This is a genomic window from Cytobacillus sp. FSL M8-0252 (assembly GCF_038007345.1).
GTDB classification, from domain to species: domain Bacteria; phylum Bacillota; class Bacilli; order Bacillales; family Cytobacillaceae; genus Cytobacillus; species Cytobacillus kochii.
Genome location: NZ_JBBOWZ010000001.1, coordinates 1,995,220 through 2,016,684 on the forward strand (window position 1 = coordinate 1,995,220; position 21,465 = coordinate 2,016,684).

A 21,465-nucleotide genomic window follows, 5' to 3' on the forward strand; every position below is an offset into this window, starting at 1 on the left:
TATTGGGGGTTTGTATAGATGTTGAATGGTAAAAAAATCCTGTTGTGTGTAACCGGTGGTATTGCTGTTTATAAAGCGGTAGCTTTAACAAGTAAGTTAACGCAAGCGGGAGCTTGTGTGAAAGTAATGATGAGCGATTCAGCTAGACAATTTGTGTCACCATTAACTTTTCAAGTGATGTCACGTAATGAAGTATATTTTGATACCTTCGATGAAAAGGACGCTAGTAAGATTGCTCATATTGATTTAGCAGACTGGGCAGATTTGATATTGATTGCACCAGCAACTGCGAATATTATTGGTAAGCTTGCAAATGGCCTCGCAGATGATATGATTTCTACAACATTGTTAGCACACACATCGCCGGTATGGGTTGCACCAGCGATGAATGTCAATATGTACAATCATCCTGCAGTGATAAAAAATATTGATACACTTCATCAGTTTGGTTATCAATTTATTGAACCGAGTGAAGGCTATCTAGCATGTGGTTATGTTGGAAAAGGTAGATTAGAAGAACCGGAAAAGATTGTGGAGCATATGAATCATTTTTTCAATCAAAAGGAACCGTTGTTAAAAGGGAAAAAGTTATTGATCTCAGCAGGGCCGACAAGAGAAAAAATTGATCCTGTTCGTTATTTAACCAATCATTCGAGTGGTAAGATGGGCTATGCGATTGCAGAAGTCGCAGCGAAACTTGGTGCGGATGTGACATTAGTATCAGGTCCTGTCCATATTTCTCCACCTCATGGTGTAAAAGTGATACAAGTTGAAAGTGCGGAAGAAATGTATGAAGAAATGATTGCGCGTTTTGCTGATGCTCATATTGTGATAAAAACGGCTGCTGTAGCAGATTATCGGCCTAAATATACTTATGATCAGAAAGTGAAAAAGAATGATGGTGATCAACAATTGGAATTAGAAAGAACTAAAGATATTTTAATGGCACTTGGTAAAAGAAAGAAAAATCAAGTGTTGGTGGGTTTTGCGGCAGAAACAAATAATGTGGATGTATATGCGAGAGGAAAGCTGAAAAAGAAAAATGCTGATATGATTGTAGCCAATGATGTAACAAGTGCGGGTGCCGGATTTGGAACAGATACGAATGTTGTTACTCTCTATAAACGAGATGGGACTAAAACAGATCTCCCGTTGATGTCAAAACATGACGTAGCAGAAAGCATTTTAAAAGAAGCACTTTATTTATATGAGGATGAGGGGAAATGATTGCTGAGGTCATTGTTGATGTACCGGCTAAGCAAACAGATCGACCTTTTGATTATGTTATTCCGCAATCACTTGAGACGGTCATTCAAATTGGGATGCGAGTCGTTGTCCCATTTGGGCCAAGGAGAATTCAAGGTTTTGTCATTGGGATCAAACCTCAGTCCACGCTTAATAAATTAAAAAAAATCATTGAGCCGTTAGATTTAACACCTGTATTATCTGAATCGCTCATTTCATTAGGAAATTGGCTATCAGAAGAAACTTTAAGTTATCGGATCTCTGCTTATCAAGCGATGTTACCAGCAGCACTTAAAGCAAAATATCAAAAAAAATTACAAGTTTCAACTGAAAACAAACAGTTGTTGCCGCAAACCTTACAAGGCTTATTTACTAACCAAGATAGCATCCTGTGGGAAGAAGCGAAAGAAACAGGCTATTTATCATTGTTACAGCAAGAAGTAACGAAAGGTCATATTCTAATTATTTATGAAGTGAAAGATAAAATAAAAAAGAAAAAACGCCTCGCCATTAGAAGCGCTCTTTCAACAGAGGAATTAAAGACTTATCAATCGTCTCTTACCCCACGGGCACAAAAACAACATGACGTGATTAATTACTTTATCGAAAATAAAGATTGGATATTCTTAACTGACTTAACGGCAACACTACAAATATCGAATGCCGTTGTAAAAGAACTAGTGAAAAAAGAAGTATTAGAGGAGAGCGAACGTGAAATTTATCGTGATCCTTATGAAAATCGTTATTTTGCACGAACAGAACCATTACTGTTAACAAATGAGCAACAAGAAGCCATCGATCCAATCCATGATCGCATCGCAAAATCCCTTCATGAAGTGTTTTTATTGTATGGCGTAACAGGGAGTGGGAAAACAGAAGTTTACTTACAGTCGATACAGAAAGTACTAGAGAGAGGTCAAGAAGCGATTTGTTTAGTGCCAGAGATTTCACTTACCCCACAAATGGTTCATCGTTTCAAAGGAAGATTTGGGAATCAAGTAGCTGTGATGCATAGTGGATTATCTGCTGGTGAGAAGTATGATGAATGGCGAAAAGTTCAGCGGGGAGAAGTGAAAGTCGTTGTTGGAGCGCGATCAGCTGTATTTGCTCCGTTTGAAAACCTCGGTCTCATCATTATAGATGAGGAACATGAGACAAGTTATAAACAAGAGGAAAACCCAAAATACCATGCAAAAGATGTAGCAATAAAACGAGGGAAGCAAGGGAGTTTCCCCGTTATTTTAGGTAGCGCTACACCTTCACTCGAATCATTTGCTCGTGCTAAAAAAGGTGTATACACTTTGTTAAGTTTGCCGAAGAGGATGAATAATCAAGATTTACCACATGTGGATATTGTAGATATGCGTGAAGAGCTAAGAAGTGGAAATCGCTCAATGTTTTCTTCATCCTTATTAGAAAAGCTTCAATTACGTCTAGAAAAAAAAGAGCAGACTGTACTTTTCTTAAATAAACGTGGATATTCTTCTTTTGTCATGTGTCGTGATTGTGGCTATGTTGTTAATTGTCCGAACTGTGATATTTCACTAACTTATCATCGCCACCAGCAGCAAATGAAATGTCATTATTGTGGATATGAGGATCATGTCCCCTCTGTTTGTCCAGAATGCCAGAGTGATCATATTCGTTATTTTGGCACAGGGACACAAAAGGTAGAAGAAGAACTCCATAAAGTATTGCCTGAAGCGAGAGTTATTCGTATGGATGTGGATACAACGAGTAAAAAAGGCTCTCATGAGCGACTGCTAAATGAGTTCCAAAAAGGCCATGCAGATATTCTACTTGGGACCCAAATGATTGCCAAAGGACTCGATTTTCCAAATATAACGCTTGTCGGTGTATTATCAGCTGATACAATGCTTCATTTGCCAGATTTTCGGTCATCAGAAAAAACGTTTCAGTTATTGACGCAAGTGAGTGGAAGAGCAGGGCGTCATCAATTACCAGGAGAAGTGGTCATTCAAACATACAGTCCTGAACATTATAGTATTGAGTTAGCAGCTGAACAAAATTACGACCAGTTTTATGAGCGCGAAATGATGATCAGAAAAGGTTTAAAGTACCCACCTTTTTATTTTATTACACTTATTACGGTCAGTCACGAGCAATTGATGAAAGCGTTAGATGTCACAGAAAAAATTACCACATTTCTGACTAGTCGCTTAACTAAAAGCGCCCTCTGTCTTGGTCCGGTCGCATCACCTATTCCACGAATCAACAATAGATATCGCTACCAATGTTTGATAAAATACAAACGGGAGCCAGAGTTAAATCAATCATTAAAAAAGATATTAGATCAATATCAGCAAGAAGTGACTTCGACTTCTTTGAAAATATCTGTGGATGTTAATCCATTTATTCTGATGTAAAGAAAAATAACTAAAAAAGGTTATAGATAGAGAAAATCGTCGAGAATGGTAATAATTTTAGTCTAGCTATGGCTGCCTGTTGAATGAGAAGATGTTATGGAGGATTTATATTTTGAGTGTTAAACAAATAGTGATGTACCCTAATACAATTTTAGAAGAAAAATGTACACCGGTAACGGTTTTTGATAAAAAATTAGTAAGGCTATTAAATGATATGTATGATACAATGATTGAATTTGATGGTGTAGGACTAGCTGCTCCTCAAATAGGTCTCAATAAGAGAATAGCGATTGTAAATATTGAAGATGAACATGGCACGATTGAGATGATAAATCCCGAAGTAATCGAAACATCAGGTGAACAAACAGATCCAGAAGGCTGTTTGAGCTTTCCCGGTATTTATGGTGATGTCACACGACCGTCATTTGTGAAAATAAAAGCATTCAATCGAAAGGGAAAGCCATATGAGTTCGCAGCAGAAGGTTTTCTTGCTAGAGCCATTTTACATGAGATTGATCATTTGGATGGAATCCTATTCACCACTAAAGTTAGCAGATATATAGAGGCAGAAGAGTTAGAGAGGTTGGATGAAGAATGACGAAAATTGTATTTATGGGAACACCGGATTTTTCAGTTCCGGTATTACGAAGTGTTATTCAAGCAGGTTATGAAGTCATTGCAGTTGTTACACAACCTGACCGGCCAGTGGGAAGGAAAAAGGTGTTAACTCCATCCCCAGTAAAGGTGGAAGCACAAAAACATGGTATTCCAGTGCTACAGCCTGAGAAAGTTAAAAATAAAGAGGACTTGCAAGCTGTTTTAAATCTAGAGCCTGAACTTATTATCACGGCTGCATTCGGGCAAATTCTCCCTAAGCAATTGTTAGATGCACCTAAATATGGTTGCATTAACGTACATGCTTCATTATTGCCAGAATTAAGAGGTGGAGCACCGATTCATTACAGCATCATCCAAGGGAAAGAAAAGACTGGTATTACGATTATGTATATGGCTGAAAAATTGGATGCAGGCGATATTTTAACACAGGTAGAAGTCGAAATCGCTAAGGATGATACTGTTGGTAGCTTACATGATAAATTAAGTGAAGCTGGTAGCAAACTATTGCTAGAAACATTACCACCATTATTAAAAGGTGATTTGCTTCCGAAACAACAAGATGAAAATTTAGCAACATTTGCATACAATATTAAGCGTGAAGAAGAAAAAATTCAGTGGAGTAAACCAGCATTAGAAATTTATAACCATATTAGAGGGATGAATCCTTGGCCAGTTGCTTATACGACTTTGTCTGATGCAGTTATGAAAGTGTGGGCTTCTGTGATCATTGAATCAAAATCAAATCAAGTGCCTGGAACGATTGTCGGATTAGAAGAGGATGGCATCAATGTCTCCACCGGCGATGGTCAGATATTGAAGCTAACGGAGATTCAGCCATCAGGTAAAAAACGCATGAAAGCGAAAGATTACCTGCGCGGCGCAGGTGCCCATCTTCAAGTTGGCATGAAGTTAGGGGACAATCGATGAAAAAACAAAGAAAGAAAAATGTAAGAGAAGTCGCGATGGATTTGTTAGATGCAATTGAAAAGAACCAATCGTATAGTAATCTCCTGTTAAACCATGCTATTAATCAAAATCATTTAGAACAAAAAGATATTGGTTTGCTGACAGAACTGGTTTATGGGACGTTACAACGTAAAATGACATTAGATTATTATTTACAGCCCTATATAAAAAAACCAAATAAAGTGGAGTCTTGGGTAAAGCAATTATTAAGGATCACGGTTTACCAAATGGTTCACTTAAATAAAATTCCTGATCACGCGGCATTAAATGAAGCCGTAGAAATAGCAAAAAATAAAGGCCATAAAGGCATTGCTTCATTTGTGAATGGGATATTACGAAATGTACAAAGAACTGGGATTAGACAAGTGGAAGAGATCAAAGATCCTATTCAAAGAATTTCAATAGCAACAAGTCACCCAGAATGGCTCGTTGCTAGATGGGTGGATCAATTTGGGATAGAAACAACGGAGGAAATGTGTAAGCTTAATTTACAAGCTCCGACTCAAACAGCGCGTGTAAATATTACGAAGGCTACGACAGAAGAAGTGATTACATTATTAGAAGAGGAAGGATATGCCGTGAAACGGAGTGAATGGGTTTCAGAAGCCATTCATGCTCTTCGAGGAAATCTTGCCAAGTCTACAGCATTCAAAAATGGACTTATCACAATACAAGATGAAAGTTCAATGTTAGCTTGCTTGGCCCTAAATCCTCAAAAGAATGAAAAGATCCTTGATGCTTGTGCAGCTCCAGGTGGGAAAACGTCTCATATAGCTGAAGCGATGTCGGGGAGTGGAGAGGTTATAGCGATAGATCTCCATGAGCATAAAGTTAAGCTTATTGCACAAACAGCAGACAGATTAGGATTAGAGAATATTGATACTCTTGCTCTCGATAGTAGACAAGTTCAAGATCATTTCCCGCAAGAGTCGTTTGATCGTATTTTGCTAGACGCGCCGTGCTCAGGTTTAGGTGTGATGCGTAGAAAACCTGATATGAAATACACAAAAAAACAAGATGATTTATCACGCCTGCAGTCCATTCAATTGGATTTATTAAATGCCATCACCCCATTATTAAAAAAAGGCGGTATGCTAGTGTATAGTACATGCACTGTTGATGAATCTGAAAACCATCAAGTCATTTCACGTTTTTTAAGTGACCATAAAGAATTTGTTGGAGACTCAACACTTAAGGCAAGGCTACCACAAGCGTTACAAACGTTTGTGAATGATTTTGAAATACAAGTATTACCGCAATATATTGGTTCAGATGGGTTTTATATCGCTTGTCTGAGAAAGAAGGTGTAATCACATGGAAAGAAGTGCAACAAAGAAAAATACAGAAACGAATCATCAACCATCCATTTATTCATTACAATTAGACGAACTAAAGGACTGGTTAAAAGAAAATAATGAAAAAGCATTCCGCGCAAGTCAAATTTTTGATTGGTTATATACAAAAAGAGTAACAAACTTCGATGATATGACAAATTTATCAAAAAGTTTGCGAGAAAAGCTCGATGCTTCATTTACTTTAACAACATTAAAAACGATTATTCAGCAACAATCTACTGATGGCACGATTAAATTTTTATTTGAGTTACACGATGGCTATTCAATTGAGACGGTTTTAATGCGTCATGAATACGGTAATTCTGTTTGTGTTACAACACAGGTAGGGTGTCGTATTGGTTGTACATTTTGTGCCTCGACTTTAGGAGGATTAAAACGTCATCTAGAAGCAGGAGAAATCGTTGCTCAAGTCGTAAAAGTACAACAAGCGTTAGATGAAACAGATGAAAGAGTAAGTTCTGTTGTCATTATGGGTATTGGGGAACCGTTTGATAATTATGATCAAATGATGTCTTTCTTGAAAATTATTAATCATGATGATGGCTTGAATATTGGTGCTAGACATATCACTGTATCTACAAGCGGAATTATCCCGAAAATCTATAAATTTGCTGATGAAAATATGCAAATCAATTTTGCTGTCAGCTTGCATGCCCCTAATAATGATATAAGAGGAAGATTAATGCCAATCAACCGCGCTTATAAATTGCCCGATTTAATGGAAGCTATTCATTATTATGTGAACAAGACAGGTAGACGTGTAAGTTTTGAATATGGTTTATTTGGAGGAGTCAATGATCAAGTAGAGCATGCAGAAGAGCTTGCTGATCTCGTTAAAGGATTGAAGTGTCATATTAACTTAATCCCAGTCAATTACGTACCTGAGAGAGACTATGTAAGAACTCCTAGAGAGCAGATTTTTCAATTTGAAAAGGCTTTGAAAAATCGTGGGGTTAATGTGACCATCCGTAGAGAACAAGGTCATGATATTGATGCAGCATGTGGACAACTTCGTGCAAAGGAGAGAAAAGAAGAAACGAGGTGACAGTATGAAGGCTGTTTTTATGACTGATGTAGGGAAACTTCGTCAGCGAAATGAAGATAATGGTGGCATTTTTACAAACGCCAGTGGTGATCGCTTAGCTATTGTAGCTGATGGTATGGGCGGTCACCGAGCTGGTGATGTAGCTAGTGAAATGGCCAAGGAAAAGCTAAAATCTATGTGGCTGCTTGCACCAAAGATTGAAACCGCGGACCAAGCAGAAAAGTGGTTGCATGACCATATTAATGAAACCAATAAGGCTATATATGCTCACAGTAAAGAAGTAACTGAATGTGAAGGTATGGGTACGACCGTTGTTGCTGCTATTTGTACTAGTCGATTTGCTACGATTGTAAACGTAGGTGATAGCCGGTGTTATATTAGAAATGAAGCGGGTTTTCAGCAGCTAACTGACGACCATTCCCTTGTTAATGAACTGCTTCGGTCAGGGCAAATTACAAAAGAGGATGCTGAAAATCATCCGATGAAAAATTTAGTGTTACGTGTGCTCGGTACGGAAGAAGATGTAAACCAAGATATTAAAACAATTATTTTTGAGGAAGATGATAGACTATTGCTATGCTCTGATGGTTTGTCAAACAAAGTTTCAGAACAAGAGATGGAATCGATTATAAATGGAAATGACTCATTAGAGGAGAAAGCTACTGAGTTGATTAAAAGAGCAAATGAAAATGGAGGGGAAGATAATATTACCCTCGTAATCATCGAGTATGCAGATGATTGTGAGAGAGGGTGATAAACGTTGATGATTGGTAAGCGTATAAACGGCCGTTATAAAATTTTGGAAATGGTCGGTGGAGGCGGCATGGCCAACGTTTATTTAGCTCATGATATGATTCTAGATCGAAACGTGGCATTAAAGATGTTGCGTCTAGACTTCGCTGAAGATGATGAGTTTATTAAACGATTTCACCGTGAAGCTCAATCAGCTACAAGCCTAACTCACCAAAATATTGTGACGATTTATGATGTTGGAGAAGAAGATACCCTATATTACATCGTCATGGAATATGTTGACGGTCAAACATTAAAACAATACATACAAAAAAACGGGCCTGTCCCTTTGGAAACAGCGATTGATATTATGAAACAGCTGACATCAGCTATTTCTCACGCCCATCAAAACCAGATTATTCATCGTGATATTAAACCACATAATATCTTAATTGATCATGAAGGCAAGATAAAAATTACTGATTTTGGAATTGCAATGGCTCTAAGTGCAACTAGCATTACCCAGACGAATTCCGTATTAGGGTCGGTTCATTATTTATCACCAGAACAAGCAAGAGGCGGTATGGCAAACCGTAAATCAGATATATATTCATTAGGGATTGTCATGTTTGAGCTGTTAACTGGAAGATTACCGTTTTCAGGAGAATCAGCTGTTTCTATTGCATTGAAACACTTGCAATCAGAAACGCCTTCCTTAAGAAGATGGAACCCAGATATACCACAAAGTGTTGAAAATATCGTATTGAAGGCAACAGCAAAGGACCCTTTCCATCGCTATAATAGTGCCGATGAAATGGAAGAAGACCTCTCTACATCTTTGAATGAAGAGAGGATGAACGAAAGAAAGTTTACTGTACCTGATGACGATGATGCTACAAAAGCAATTCCGATCATTACTGCAGATAAAATGTACCATCCTACTGACGAAACGATTATTCATAAAATTGAAGAAAAAAATGAAGATAGTCCTGTACCTATTGTAAAAAAGGAAAGTCCAAAAAAAGAAAAAGAAGATACGAAAAAGAAGAAAAAACGAAAAAAAGGTCCAATGATCCTTATATCTACTTTTGTTCTATTAGTTGTGCTATTTGTTCTTTCCGTCACTGTTTTACCTGAGATGCTTTCACCTGATGATGTTACTGTACCAGATGTATCAAATATGAGCGTTGATGACGCGAAAACATTGATACAAGAAGAAGGATTTACGATTGGTGAAGAAATCGAACAAAACAATGATGAAGTGAAAGCAGGGGAAGTTATAAGAACCGAACCGAGAGCAGGGAGGACACAGAAAGAAGGAACAGCAGTAAATATTTATGAAAGTATCGGTAAAGAACGCTATTCAATGGAGGATTTTACTGGTCGCCCATATAGTGATATAGAAGAGTTACTAAAAGAAGAGGGTTTCCAATCTATCCAATCAGAAGAAGAATTTAGTGAGGAAGCAAAGGGAACAATTCTAGAACAGAATATTGATCCCGGAGAAGAAGTGATTCCCCAAGAAGAAGAGCTCATCTTTGTCGTCAGCAAAGGGGAGGAACCGATAGAATTAAAAGATTTAACCGGTTATAATGATAAGGCCCTAGCAGAATACGAAGCATCTAGTGGATTAACAATTGAAGTAGCTGGAGAAGAGCATCATGCTGAGATTGCTCAAGGTGAGGTCATTCGGCAGGAACCTGGAGCTGGAGCATCTTTAAATGACGGGGACACAGTAAAAGTTTATCTATCAAGTGGGCCGGAACAAGTTCCTGTAGAAGTGAAAAGAGAAGTGAATGTACCGTATAAGCCAAATCCTGATAATGTCGGACAACCTCAAGAAGTACAAATCTTTATAGAAGATATGGACAACAATATTGATGAGCCATTTAATACGATTCATATTACTGAAGATCGAGTTATTTCCTTTTCACTGCAAATACAACCAGGAGAAACCGCTTCTTACCAAATTATGAGGGATGGACAAATGATTATTCAAGAAAATGTTCCGTATGAACAGTGATGTAGGAGGACTACTATGCCAGAAGGCAAAATCATAAAAGCTTTAAGTGGCTTTTATTATGTTTTGAACAAGGATAAAGAAATCATCCAATGTCGTGGACGTGGTGTCTTTCGTAAAAATAAAATAACTCCATTAGTCGGAGATGAAGTACACTATCAAGCAGAAAATGATAAAGAAGGGTATATTTTAGAAGTGAAAAAGCGTAAAAATGAACTTATTCGCCCACCTATAGCGAATGTAGATCAAGCTTTTCTCATTTTCTCAAGTGTTGAACCTACCTTTAGTACAGCGTTATTAGATCGTTTTCTTGTCCTGGTAGAATCGAATCATATTACGCCTATTATTTGTATCACTAAGATGGATTTGGCAAGTAAAGAGGAACAAGAAACACTAGCTGTATATGCTGATAACTATCGAAAAGCAGGCTATAAAGTTGTTTTGACTTCGTCCGAAACGGCGGAAGGGATTGAGGATCTTTATCCTTTCATTACGGGAGAAATATCCGTATTTGCTGGTCAATCAGGTGTTGGTAAATCTTCACTTTTAAATGTATTACGTCCTGATTTGCAATTAAAAACAGACGATATATCCTCTCATTTAGGGAGAGGAAAACATACAACAAGACATGTGGAGCTCATTGAGATTAATGGTGGACTTGTTGCTGATACACCGGGTTTTAGCTCTTTAGAGTTTACTGAAATTGAGCAAGAGGACTTACAAAATTATTTCCCTGACATCCAAGAACTAAGCAGCTCATGTAAATTCAGAGGTTGCATGCATTTGAAGGAACCTAAATGTGCAGTTAAACAAGCTATAGAATCTGGAGATTTGCCACGTTATCGCTATGAGCATTATATTACTTTTATAGACGAAATAAGAGACAGAAAGCCGAGGTATTAACGCATGGTAAAAATTGCACCATCGATTTTATCTGCAGATTTTTCTAAATTAGGAGAAGAAATTCTTGATGTCGAACGTGGGGGAGCGGATTATATTCATGTAGATGTGATGGATGGTCACTTTGTTCCTAACATTACGATTGGTCCGTTAATTGTTGAAGCCATTAGACCGATAACGAACCTACCATTAGATGTTCATCTTATGATAGAAAACCCTGATCAATATATTCCAAGCTTCGCCTCAGCAGGAGCAGATATTATTACTGTTCATGCTGAGGCGTGTAAACACCTTCATCGTACAATACATCTCATTAAATCCTTGGGTGTTAAAGCAGGAGTTGTGATTAACCCAGCGACACCTGTCGAAGCGATTAAGCATGTGATAACTGATGTTGATATGGTGTTATTGATGACTGTGAACCCTGGCTTTGGTGGACAATCATTCATTGAAAATGTTTTACCTAAAATTGCTGAAGTAAAAGAATGGAGTAAAACATCTAACCCCTCTCTCGAAATCGAAGTGGATGGTGGGGTAAATGAGGAGACTGCAAAAAAATGCATTGCTGCAGGAGCGAATGTTTTAGTAGCAGGCTCTGCCGTTTATAATAAACAAGACCGTAAAGAAGCAATCGCTAGACTGCGGAATTGACCTGAAAAAGCTGATTTTAAGATTATACTTAGAGTCAGCTTTTCTTATGTTTCTTGCATTTTACGATAGTTAACAATTAAAAGAATAAATAGTTCATAACCTAAAAGGTAAGGAAAAGTGGAGGGCGTAGAGATGAAAATCAATATATTAGCAGGGGGACCACAACAGTATCTACCCAATCTCAATGACTATTGTTTTGATGAAGTATTATGGATAGGTGTTGACCGTGGCGCCTATACATTAATTAAAAAGGGAATCGCAATTGATTATGCATTTGGAGATTTTGATTCAGTTGATGAAAGTCAGTACAGTATGATTAAGCAGCATGTTCCTCATCTACAAAGGGTAAAACCGGAAAAGGATGAAACGGATATGGAACTAGCACTTTTATGGGCGATCGAACAAAAGCCAGAAGAAATTACGGTATTTGGAGCCACAGGTGGGAGATTAGATCATTTTTTTGCTAATACTCAACTGTTAATTCAACCACTTCTAAATGACATTCTAGTACCTATTCGTTTAGTTGATAAACAAAATCAAATTATGGTTAAAAAGAGCGGCCATTATCAAATTGCTAAGGAATCATCTTATCCATATATATCTTTTATTCCGGTAACAGAAAACGTGAGGAACTTGACATTAACGGGATTCAAGTACCCATTAACTAATCACTTCGTACCTTTAGGGTCAACTCTTTGTATAAGTAATGAACTTATTGATGATAATGGTACTTTTTCTTTTGATAAAGGCATATTAATGGTGATAAGAAGTAAGGATGAAAAATAACTAATATTGATTCCTTTGTTCTAATATGAATAAAAAGAAGTAGTGCGTACGTTTATTACTTAAGGTGTGAGACTTTGAGGAGGGACTTAAATGAGATTTTATACAATCAAGCTGCCTAAATTTTTGGGAGGCATTGTGAGGGCGATGCTAGGGACATTTAAAAAGGAGTAAAGAGTACAATCTTTTTTTCTAACGTCTTTAGTGCGAATATTGTATAAAAAAAGAGGGTACCAATACTGGTACCCTCTCATTCATTATACGCGTTCAACTTTACCTGATTTCAAAGCTCTTGCAGAAACCCATACACGTTTAGGTTTACCGTCTACAAGAATGCGTACTTTTTGTAGGTTAGCACCCCAAGTACGTTTGTTAGCATTCATCGCATGAGAACGAGCATTACCTGTTTTTGTTTTCTTTCCAGTAATTACACATTGGCGTGGCATCTATATTCCCTCCTTACTAAAACATGACATCATTATTTTCATGTTTCGATCACAATTGTCAGTTACATCTAACTTAATATGAAAGTAGCTCGCACTAATTTCATACTAAAAAGATACTTTAATAATTTATCATACAAACACCTACAATGCAATAGTTTGCCTCTATTCTATCAAGAAAAAAACCTTGACATATATGCTGTGAAAATACGTTATAATATGAAAGAGGTAAGTATGGCTTTTAAAATGCTTACATGTATAGTAAAATATTCTTTATGAAAAGTGTAGTACATGCGTCTATTCGTTCCATGGCTTCATCAAACAATGATTGTCATTCATTAGATATTCACAATGAAAACGAAGACTAGCTAAGAAGAAGCAGTAATTTACCAGAAGGGGGAACAACAAAATGTCCATCGAACTAAAGAATAACTACGGGCAAATTGATATCTCAAATGACGTAATTGCGACAATTGCAGGAGGAGCAGCAGTCGACTGCTATGGTATTGTTGGCATGGCCTCTAAACATCAAATAAAAGACGGCTTATCTGAAATCCTGCGTAAAGAAAACTTTACTAAAGGTGTCATCGTGCGTCAGGAAGAAGATGAAGTACATATCGACATGTATATTATTGTTAGCTACGGAACGAAAATTTCTGAAGTTGCTCATAATGTGCAATCCAAAGTTAAATACACTTTAGATCAAACAGTCGGTCTAAGTACTGAGTCTGTTAATATTTTTGTTCAAGGTGTTCGTGTAACGAACCCGTAATGAGGAGGAAAATTTCGTGTCAATTAAAGTTTTAGAAGGAAAACAATTTGCGAAAATGATTGTCCAAGGAGCTAATCATTTATCTACAAATGCGAATTATGTAGATGCATTGAATGTTTTCCCTGTTCCAGATGGTGATACTGGGACAAATATGAACTTGTCAATGACTTCTGGTGCAAAGGAAGTTAAAAATATAACAACCAATCATATTGGTAAAGTTGGGGTTGCTCTTTCAAAGGGTCTATTAATGGGCGCTCGTGGTAACTCTGGTGTAATTCTCTCTCAGCTTTTTCGTGGGTTCGCAAAGCATATTGAGCAGAAAGAAAGTGTAAATGGACTTGAATTTGCATCTGCATTTGAAGCGGGTGTAGAAACTGCTTATAAAGCGGTGATGAAACCTGTTGAAGGAACAATATTAACTGTTGCGAAAGATGCTGGAAACAAAGCAGTACAAGTAGCACAAACAGAAGATGATATTGTTCAAATTATGCAAGCAATCGTTAATGAAGCTAAAGCTTCTCTTGAGCGTACACCAGAGCTACTACCAGTGTTAAAAGAAGTAGGGGTAGTTGATAGTGGTGGACAAGGTCTACTTTTTGTATATGAAGGCTTTCTAGCAGAATTAAAAGGAGAAGCATTACCTGACTCCAGTGCATCTCTTCCGAAAATGGAGGAGCTTGTAAGTGCGGAACATCATAAAAGTGTACAGAGCCATATGAATACAGAAGATATTGTATTCGGATACTGTACAGAATTTATGGTTAGATTTGAATCTGAGAAGATAGCTACGAATCCATTCTCTGAAGACAAATTCCGTCAAGACTTAAGTCAATATGGTGATTCCCTACTTGTGATTGCTGATGAAAACCTTGTGAAGGTTCATATTCATTCTGAACAACCAGGGGATTGCTTATCCTATGGACAAAAGTACGGAAATCTTATTAATATGAAGATCGAGAATATGCGTTTGCAGCACACAAACATTCTTGACGAAGATGAAAAGGCTTCCGCATCACAAAATGATGCTAAAGTTCCCAAAGAAAAACGTGAATACGGAGTGATCACTGTTTCAATGGGAAGCGGAATTGCTGAGGTTTTCCGTAGTATTGGGGCGCATGTAGTAATTGAAGGCGGCCAAACAATGAATCCAAGCACAGAGGATATTGTCAAGGCGATTGAAGAAGTGAATGCAGAAAAAGTAATTATCTTACCAAATAATAAAAATATTATTATGGCTGCTGAACAGGCGTGTGAAGTATCAGAAACCGATGCCATTGTTGTTCCTTCCAAAACGGTTCCTCAAGGAATGAGTGCGCTACTTGCCTTTAATCCATCCGCGGAACTATCAGAGAATAAGGATTATATGTCTGAAGCGTTATCGCATGTGAAAACAGGTCAGATCACTTTCGCAGTCCGTGATACGAGTATCGATGGTCTTGAGATTGAAAAAGGCGACTTTATGGGGATTGAAGAAGGCAAAATAATCGTTAAAGATAAGGATAAGCTTCAATCTGCTAAAAGTTTAATTGACCAGATGATAGATGAAGATTCGGAAATTGTCACAATTATTCAAGGTGAAGATGCCTCAAAAGAAGATGTAGAAGTAATTCTTAACTATATAGAAGAGAAGTATGATGATGTCGAAGTAGAAGTGCACGACGGCAAACAACCATTATATGCATTTATCTTCTCGGTAGAATAAATAGAAGAGAATGACCATGGGTAGCTTCTTTTACACTGCTCCCGTGGTCTTTTTTCATCAAATGACTCACTGCCTTCTCCTACTTACTGCAATTGGAATTTGATATCGATGGTTAGGAGGGTAATTAGAGGTTAGTTATTTAATCATTTGGTTTATGAAACTATGCCTCTGTCTTCGCCTTAGTGCTCGCCAAAAGGGCGAGTTTTCTTTATTTCTCGTAAAGAAAGGCTGTTTTGAAAAGGAGGGTCAAGTATGTTAAGTGACAAAGTAGATCATATAAAGGGGTTGGGTCAATCTGCTGCAGATAATCTGAAAGATATGGGGATCACCACTGTAGGCGACTTGATTGAATACTTGCCTTTTCGTTATGAAGATTATCGTCTAAAAGATTTAAGTGAAATCAAACATGAAGAAAGAATTACAGTTGAGGGGAAGGTCCATTCACAGCCCACACTTAGTTTTTATGGACGTAAACGTTCGCGCTTAACATTTAGAGTTTTAGTCGATCGCTACCTCATACAAGTAATTGCTTTTAATCAACCATATTTAAAAAAACAAATAGAATTAAATGATACAGTTACTATTACGGGAAAGTGGGACCAACATCGCCAAACGATTACACTAGGTAAACTCAGCAAAGGTGAGGTTACGCAAACGAATGCATTTGAACCTGTTTATGCTGTTAAAGGCAAAGTCACAGTGAAGTCTTTACGTCGCTATATTAAGCACGCACTTGATCAATACGGACACGATATAGTAGAAACACTACCTTCAGAATATATTGGGGCATATCGGTTGATGGCGCGTGAAAAAGCGATTCGTACATTACATTATCCTGATACTCCGGAAATGCTAAAGCAAGCAAGAAGAAGGTTAGTATATGAAGAGTTCTTTTATTTCCAATTAAAAATCCAAGCATTACGAAAAATAGAAAGAGAAAGTAGTGCAGGTGTGAACATTGATTATGATCTGCAACGCTTAAAGTCATTTATAGATACACTTCCATTTGAACTGACGGGTGCACAAAAAAGAGTTGTCAATGAAATTCTCTTTGATATGAAATCTAACTATCGTATGAATCGACTGCTTCAAGGTGATGTTGGATCAGGTAAAACAGCAGTTGCTGCTATTATGTTATTCGCTGCTAATAGTGCGGGTTATCAAGGTGCATTAATGGTACCAACAGAGATTTTAGCTGAACAACATGCAGAATCACTGGCTATGATGTTTGCGAATTATCCAATAAGGATTGAAAGATTAACAAGTTCAGTGAAGGGGAAAAAGAGAAGAGAACTACTTGCAGAATTAGAGGCTGGTAACATTGATATTGTTATTGGTACACATGCGCTTATTCAAACGGAAGTTGTTTTTAAAAAATTAGGACTTGTTATTACAGATGAACAACATCGCTTTGGTGTTGAGCAGCGTCGTGTATTAAGACAAAAGGGTGAAAACCCTAACGTGTTATTCATGACTGCGACGCCGATACCGAGAACTTTGGCCATAACCGCATTTGGCGAAATGGATGTATCCATCATTGATGAAATGCCAGCAGGTAGGAAAGTAATAGAAACGTATTGGGCAAAACTAGATATGTTAGAAAGGGTATTAGGCTTTATGGAGAAAGAATTGCGTGGAGGACAGCAAGCTTATGTGATTTGCCCACTCATTGAAGAATCAGAGAAACTTGATGTCCAAAATGCAATTGATGTCCACACTATTCTTATGCAATATTTTCAGGATAGGTATAAAGTTGGTTTAATGCACGGGCGTCTACACCCTGATGAGAAAGAAGATGTGATGAAGAAGTTTAGTGACAATCAGACGCAAGTACTAGTATCTACAACTGTGGTTGAGGTAGGTGTCAATGTACCGAATGCCACAATGATGCTCATCTACGATGCTGATCGTTTTGGGCTAGCTACGCTTCATCAATTAAGAGGAAGAGTTGGTAGAGGAGATAAACAGTCCTATTGTATATTACTAGCTGATCCTAAGTCAGAAGTTGGTAAAGAAAGAATGCGGATTATGACAGAAACGAATGATGGGTTTGTTTTAAGTGAGAAGGATTTAGAGCTACGTGGTCCAGGTGATTTTTTTGGTCGCAAGCAAAGTGGGCTTCCTGAATTCAAGGTAGCTGACATGGTGCATGATTACCGTGCGCTTGAAGTGGCAAGAAATGATGCTACTCAATTAATTCAGACAGATAGCTTTTGGTATGAAAAAAAATATCAAATATTGAGGGATTACTTAAGGGATAATGGTGTGCTTGAAGGTGAGAAGTTAGATTAATAAAAAGGGAATGAAAGGAGATATGCGGACTAGAAGCAGCTATCTATTTGAATAAATAGTTTGAGGTAAACATTGCCTAGATGCTCGCTAGTAAGCTTAAGACTTTAAAAGGTCAATAGTAGCAATAATTACTTCTTGCAATATAATAGCTATAATTATATACTACTATTAGTACCTAGTCTTAATTTTCTTGGACGGTGTATAAAAAATGAAAAGAAATAAAAAGCAACGACAATCATTGTTAGTAGAAACGATAAAAGAGAACCCATTCATTACGGATGAAGATTTAGCCGATAAGTTTTCTGTCAGTGTGCAGACGATTAGGCTTGATCGGTTAGAGCTCTCAATACCTGAATTGAGAGAAAGAATAAAAACAGTCGCTGAAAAAAATTTTGAGGACGAGGTTGTCGCGCTGCCTATCGAGGAAGTAATAGGGGAAATCATTGATATTGAGTTAGATAATGTAGCCATTTCTATATTCGATGTCAAAGAGGAGCACGTTTTTAAACGAAATCAAATTGCGCGTGGACATCACTTATTTGCTCAAGCAAACTCTTTAGCGGTCGCGGTTATTAATGATGACCTTGCCTTAACAGCGAAAGCAAATATTCACTTTACTCGCTCGGTAAAGCAAGGGGAACGAGTAGTATGTAAAGCGAAAGTGATAAGTATCGATAACGATCGGACAAAGATAGAGGTTATAAGTACCGTACATAATGAATGTGTTTTTAAAGGTGAGTTTGATATGTATCGCTCGCATCAATAAAAATATTAAATGAGACTAAAGGATGAATAGATGTGAAAATTGCCATAGATGCAATGGGTGGTGACAATGCACCAGAGGAAATTGTTGATGGTGCTATGAAGGCTGCGTTAGACTTCAATGATATTGAAATTACTTTAGTAGGTAATGAAGATGAGATTAGAAAATATTTGACATCAAATGATGACAGAATTCAAGTGCTTCATACGAACGAAATGATTTTGGGCACTGATGAACCTGTTCGCGCTGTAAGAAGAAAAAAACAAGCATCAATGGTGTTAGCTGCACAACTTGTTGCAGATGGTAAGGCTGATGCTTGTATATCTGCAGGTAATACTGGAGCCTTAATGGCTGCTGGATTATTTGTAGTTGGTAGAATTGAAGGGATTGAAAGACCAGCGCTAGCCCCTACTTTGCCAACCATAGGAGGAGAAGGTTTCTTACTTTTAGATGTAGGAGCAAATGTCGATGCTAAACCTGAGCATTTAACGCAGTATGCCTTGATGGGGGCGATTTATGCAGAGAAGGTAAGAGGAGTTAAGAACCCTAGAGTTGGTTTGTTGAATATTGGTACAGAGGAGAAAAAAGGAAGCGAACTAACAAAGGATACTTTTACTAAATTGCAACAAGCTGATATCAATTTTATTGGAAATGTTGAAGCGCGTGATTTACTAAATGGCGTAGCAGATGTGGTAGTGACCGATGGTTTTACTGGCAATATGGTATTAAAGACCATTGAAGGGACAGCGATGAGTCTGTTTAAAATGTTGAAAACGGCAATGACAAGTAATCTGAAATCAAAACTAGCTGCAGCAGTATTAAAGCCTGATCTGAAAGAGTTGAAAGGAAAAATGGACTACTCTGAATATGGTGGAGCAGCATTATTTGGACTAAAGGCACCAGTTATTAAAGCACATGGATCGTCTGATCGCAATGCTTTGTACAGTGCTGTAAAGCAGACAAGAATTATGGTAGAGCATGAAGTAGCTGAAAAAGTGAAAGCGTCGCTTGAAATTCAATCATAATGGGAGGCGGATAATATGGGGAAAATTGCATTTGTTTTTCCAGGACAAGGTTCACAAACTGTTGGAATGGGGAAATCACTAGCTGATGAGAATGAGAACGTTTTAAAATTATTTAAACAAGCTGATGAACGTTTAGGATACTCTCTTTCACAACTTATTTTCGAAGGCCCACAAGAACAGTTGACGCAAACGATGAATGCTCAACCGGCATTGTTAACAACAAGCATCGCGGTTTTGGAAGCATTCAAACAATCTGGCATCACAGCAGATTATGTTGCTGGCCATAGTTTAGGAGAATATTCAGCACTTGTTGCAGCAGAAGCCATTTCTTTTACTGACGGTGTTTATGCTGTTCATAAACGTGGTGAATTTATGGAAGATGCTGTTCCTAATGGAGAAGGGACAATGGCTGCAGTTCTTGGTATGGAAAGAGAAGCACTGCAAGCTATTACCGATAAGATTACTGAATCAGGTCATTCTGTACAATTAGCCAATTTGAATTCACCTGGACAAATTGTCATTTCCGGTACAAAACAAGGTGTAGAACTAGCTGGCGTAGAAGCAAAGATGGCAGGTGCGAAAAGAGTATTACCATTAGAAGTAAGCGGTCCCTTCCATTCGCAACTAATGAGACCAGCAGCTGATCGTCTATTAAGCGTATTAGATGAAATCAAATTACAGGATGCAAGTGTGCCAGTGATTGCGAATGTTTCAGCAACGCCAATCACTGCGTCTGGAGAAATCAAAGAAAAGCTATTGCAACAATTATATTCACCTGTTCTTTGGGAGGATACTGTAAGGAAGTTACTTGCTTTAGGTGTAGATACTTTTATTGAAATTGGACCTGGAAAGGTTTTATCAGGCCTTATCAAAAAGGTAGACCGTAATGTTCAACTTTTTGCTATTTCTGATAGTAAGTCCATTGAGTCAACTATCGAAGCCATAAAGGAGGCTGCAAAATGAAGTTATCAAATAAAATTGCAATTGTAACCGGTGCTTCTAGAGGGATTGGTAGGGAAATAGCTTTAGAGCTTGCCAGAGAAGGGGCAAAAGTAGCTGTCAATTATGCAGGTAGTGAGGCGAGAGCCAATGAAGTAGTTGATGAAATTAAATCATTAGGGTCAGAAGCATTTGCAATTCAATGTGATGTTTCTAATAGTGAATCAGTTACAAATATGATTAAAACGGTCATCGAACATTTTGGCCGTATTGATATTCTAGTGAATAATGCAGGCATTACAAAGGATAACCTATTGATGAGAATGAAGGAAGATGAATGGGACGCTGTCATCAATACCAATCTTAAGGGAGTATTTCTGTGCACGAAGGCTGTAACTAGACAAATGATGAAGCAGCGGAGCGGACGCATTATTAATATTTCCTCTATTGTTGGAACAACAGGAAATCCAGGCCAAGCAAATTACGTAGCTGCTAAATCTGGTGTCATCGGCTTAACTAAAACAACAGCCAAAGAATTAGCATCGAGAGGCATTACGGTTAATGCGATTGCACCTGGGTTTATTACGACAGAAATGACCGATGAATTAAATGCAGAAATTAAAGAGCAAATGCTTGCTAATATTCCACTGGCAACATTCGGAGAGCCAAAAGATATTGCAAAAGTAGTTAACTTCCTTGCTTCTGAAGATAGTAAGTATATGACTGGTCAAACTTTGCATGTTGATGGTGGTATGTATATGTAAACAGTAAGTCCTTTTTTAAAGGGTTTACATATAAATGAAAGATTTATGATTACGTGATTGTTG

General features: G+C 37.7%; 20 protein-coding genes. 19 read left to right on the forward strand and 1 reads right to left on the reverse strand.

The features are described from left to right. Positions 1-18 precede the first annotated feature (18 nt). The 12 genes from coaBC (at position 19) to spoVM (ending at position 12,876) form a co-directional block, all read left to right on the forward strand. On the forward strand, positions 19-1,227 hold the full coding sequence (coaBC, locus tag MKX83_RS10295; RefSeq protein WP_341055251.1) for a bifunctional phosphopantothenoylcysteine decarboxylase/phosphopantothenate--cysteine ligase CoaBC: 1,209 nt from the start codon (positions 19-21) through the stop codon (positions 1,225-1,227). Further along, entirely contained in the window at positions 1,224-3,632 is a 2,409-nt protein-coding gene (gene priA, locus MKX83_RS10300) for a primosomal protein N' (RefSeq protein ID WP_328199063.1), read from the forward strand. The genes coaBC and priA overlap by 4 nt, the downstream gene beginning before the upstream one ends. Before the next feature lie 112 nt (positions 3,633-3,744). Next, the gene (gene def / locus MKX83_RS10305) at positions 3,745-4,230 is read left to right on the forward strand and encodes a peptide deformylase (RefSeq protein WP_341050722.1); all 486 of its coding nucleotides are present in this window, start codon (positions 3,745-3,747) and stop codon (positions 4,228-4,230) included. Further along, a complete protein-coding gene (gene fmt, locus MKX83_RS10310; protein WP_341055254.1) occupies positions 4,227-5,177 on the forward strand; it encodes a methionyl-tRNA formyltransferase in 951 nt (316 codons plus the stop codon). The genes def and fmt overlap by 4 nt, the downstream gene beginning before the upstream one ends. Next, positions 5,174-6,526 carry a 16S rRNA (cytosine(967)-C(5))-methyltransferase RsmB gene (gene rsmB, locus MKX83_RS10315; RefSeq protein ID WP_341050725.1) on the forward strand — a complete coding sequence of 451 codons (1,353 nt, stop codon included), beginning with the start codon at positions 5,174-5,176 and terminating at the stop codon, positions 6,524-6,526. The genes fmt and rsmB overlap by 4 nt, the downstream gene beginning before the upstream one ends. Positions 6,527-6,530: 4 nt before the next feature. Next, positions 6,531-7,616, forward strand: a complete 1,086-nt coding sequence (gene rlmN / locus MKX83_RS10320; RefSeq protein WP_095369573.1) for a 23S rRNA (adenine(2503)-C(2))-methyltransferase RlmN — start codon at positions 6,531-6,533, stop codon at positions 7,614-7,616. A gap of 4 nt (positions 7,617-7,620) precedes the next feature. Further along, a complete protein-coding gene (locus tag MKX83_RS10325; RefSeq protein WP_095369572.1) occupies positions 7,621-8,370 on the forward strand; it encodes a Stp1/IreP family PP2C-type Ser/Thr phosphatase in 750 nt (249 codons plus the stop codon). A 9-nt stretch (positions 8,371-8,379) separates the two neighbouring features. After that, positions 8,380-10,371 (forward strand): Stk1 family PASTA domain-containing Ser/Thr kinase, encoded by a 1,992-nt coding sequence (pknB, locus tag MKX83_RS10330; RefSeq protein WP_341058610.1) that lies wholly within the window; start codon positions 8,380-8,382, stop codon positions 10,369-10,371. A 15-nt stretch (positions 10,372-10,386) separates the two neighbouring features. Further along, the gene (gene rsgA, locus MKX83_RS10335; protein ID WP_095369570.1) at positions 10,387-11,271 is read left to right on the forward strand and encodes a ribosome small subunit-dependent GTPase A; all 885 of its coding nucleotides are present in this window, start codon (positions 10,387-10,389) and stop codon (positions 11,269-11,271) included. Positions 11,272-11,274: 3 nt separating this feature from the next. Next, entirely contained in the window at positions 11,275-11,919 is a 645-nt protein-coding gene (gene rpe, locus MKX83_RS10340) for a ribulose-phosphate 3-epimerase (protein WP_224938574.1), read from the forward strand. Positions 11,920-12,051: 132 nt separating this feature from the next. Then, positions 12,052-12,705, forward strand: a complete 654-nt coding sequence (locus MKX83_RS10345) for a thiamine diphosphokinase (protein ID WP_328199072.1) — start codon at positions 12,052-12,054, stop codon at positions 12,703-12,705. Between the two features lie 90 nt (positions 12,706-12,795). Further along, positions 12,796-12,876 (forward strand): stage V sporulation protein SpoVM, encoded by an 81-nt coding sequence (spoVM, locus tag MKX83_RS10350; protein WP_095369568.1) that lies wholly within the window; start codon positions 12,796-12,798, stop codon positions 12,874-12,876. Positions 12,877-12,959: 83 nt separating this feature from the next. Here the strand turns inward: spoVM and rpmB are convergent, their stop codons facing one another. Then, entirely contained in the window at positions 12,960-13,148 is a 189-nt protein-coding gene (gene rpmB / locus MKX83_RS10355) for a 50S ribosomal protein L28 (protein WP_095369567.1), read from the reverse strand. Between the two features lie 406 nt (positions 13,149-13,554). Between rpmB and MKX83_RS10360 the strand changes: the two genes are divergently transcribed. The 7 genes from MKX83_RS10360 (at position 13,555) to fabG (ending at position 21,402) form a co-directional block, all read left to right on the forward strand. Next, positions 13,555-13,917, forward strand: a complete 363-nt coding sequence (locus MKX83_RS10360) for an Asp23/Gls24 family envelope stress response protein (RefSeq protein WP_095369566.1) — start codon at positions 13,555-13,557, stop codon at positions 13,915-13,917. A 16-nt stretch (positions 13,918-13,933) separates the two neighbouring features. Then, positions 13,934-15,619 carry a DAK2 domain-containing protein gene (locus tag MKX83_RS10365; protein ID WP_341055257.1) on the forward strand — a complete coding sequence of 562 codons (1,686 nt, stop codon included), beginning with the start codon at positions 13,934-13,936 and terminating at the stop codon, positions 15,617-15,619. 252 nt (positions 15,620-15,871) lie between these two features. Continuing rightward, on the forward strand, positions 15,872-17,911 hold the full coding sequence (gene recG, locus MKX83_RS10370; protein ID WP_307314473.1) for an ATP-dependent DNA helicase RecG: 2,040 nt from the start codon (positions 15,872-15,874) through the stop codon (positions 17,909-17,911). A 208-nt stretch (positions 17,912-18,119) separates the two neighbouring features. After that, a complete protein-coding gene (fapR, locus tag MKX83_RS10375) occupies positions 18,120-18,677 on the forward strand; it encodes a transcription factor FapR (protein ID WP_095369563.1) in 558 nt (185 codons plus the stop codon). 32 nt (positions 18,678-18,709) lie between these two features. Then, positions 18,710-19,699: a phosphate acyltransferase PlsX gene (gene plsX / locus MKX83_RS10380; RefSeq protein WP_341055260.1), complete on the forward strand. Its 990-nt coding sequence runs from the start codon at positions 18,710-18,712 to the stop codon at positions 19,697-19,699. A gap of 15 nt (positions 19,700-19,714) precedes the next feature. After that, the gene (gene fabD / locus MKX83_RS10385; protein ID WP_095369561.1) at positions 19,715-20,662 is read left to right on the forward strand and encodes an ACP S-malonyltransferase; all 948 of its coding nucleotides are present in this window, start codon (positions 19,715-19,717) and stop codon (positions 20,660-20,662) included. Continuing rightward, positions 20,659-21,402 (forward strand): 3-oxoacyl-[acyl-carrier-protein] reductase, encoded by a 744-nt coding sequence (fabG, locus tag MKX83_RS10390; RefSeq protein ID WP_095369560.1) that lies wholly within the window; start codon positions 20,659-20,661, stop codon positions 21,400-21,402. Before fabD ends, fabG begins: the two co-directional genes overlap by 4 nt. The last annotated feature ends 63 nt before the right edge of the window (positions 21,403-21,465 follow it).

What these genes read in the sequence shown, in the direction of transcription:
- priA (WP_328199063.1), top strand. Translation starts at nt 1,224, where the DNA reads ATGATTGCTGAGGTCATTGTTGATGTACCGGCTAAGCAAACAGATCGA.
- rpe (WP_224938574.1), top strand. Translation starts at nt 11,275, where the DNA reads ATGGTAAAAATTGCACCATCGATTTTATCTGCAGATTTTTCTAAATTA.
- spoVM (WP_095369568.1), top strand. Translation starts at nt 12,796, where the DNA reads ATGAGATTTTATACAATCAAGCTGCCTAAATTTTTGGGAGGCATTGTG.
- rsgA (WP_095369570.1), top strand. Translation starts at nt 10,387, where the DNA reads ATGCCAGAAGGCAAAATCATAAAAGCTTTAAGTGGCTTTTATTATGTT.
- rpmB (WP_095369567.1), bottom strand. Translation starts at nt 13,148, where the DNA reads ATGCCACGCCAATGTGTAATTACTGGAAAGAAAACAAAAACAGGTAAT.
- fabD (WP_095369561.1), top strand. Translation starts at nt 19,715, where the DNA reads ATGGGGAAAATTGCATTTGTTTTTCCAGGACAAGGTTCACAAACTGTT.
- coaBC (WP_341055251.1), top strand. Translation starts at nt 19, where the DNA reads ATGTTGAATGGTAAAAAAATCCTGTTGTGTGTAACCGGTGGTATTGCT.
- rsmB (WP_341050725.1), top strand. Translation starts at nt 5,174, where the DNA reads ATGAAAAAACAAAGAAAGAAAAATGTAAGAGAAGTCGCGATGGATTTG.
- recG (WP_307314473.1), top strand. Translation starts at nt 15,872, where the DNA reads ATGTTAAGTGACAAAGTAGATCATATAAAGGGGTTGGGTCAATCTGCT.
- fabG (WP_095369560.1), top strand. Translation starts at nt 20,659, where the DNA reads ATGAAGTTATCAAATAAAATTGCAATTGTAACCGGTGCTTCTAGAGGG.
- MKX83_RS10345 (WP_328199072.1), top strand. Translation starts at nt 12,052, where the DNA reads ATGAAAATCAATATATTAGCAGGGGGACCACAACAGTATCTACCCAAT.
- fmt (WP_341055254.1), top strand. Translation starts at nt 4,227, where the DNA reads ATGACGAAAATTGTATTTATGGGAACACCGGATTTTTCAGTTCCGGTA.
- MKX83_RS10325 (WP_095369572.1), top strand. Translation starts at nt 7,621, where the DNA reads ATGAAGGCTGTTTTTATGACTGATGTAGGGAAACTTCGTCAGCGAAAT.
- rlmN (WP_095369573.1), top strand. Translation starts at nt 6,531, where the DNA reads ATGGAAAGAAGTGCAACAAAGAAAAATACAGAAACGAATCATCAACCA.
- fapR (WP_095369563.1), top strand. Translation starts at nt 18,120, where the DNA reads ATGAAAAGAAATAAAAAGCAACGACAATCATTGTTAGTAGAAACGATA.
- pknB (WP_341058610.1), top strand. Translation starts at nt 8,380, where the DNA reads ATGATTGGTAAGCGTATAAACGGCCGTTATAAAATTTTGGAAATGGTC.
- MKX83_RS10360 (WP_095369566.1), top strand. Translation starts at nt 13,555, where the DNA reads ATGTCCATCGAACTAAAGAATAACTACGGGCAAATTGATATCTCAAAT.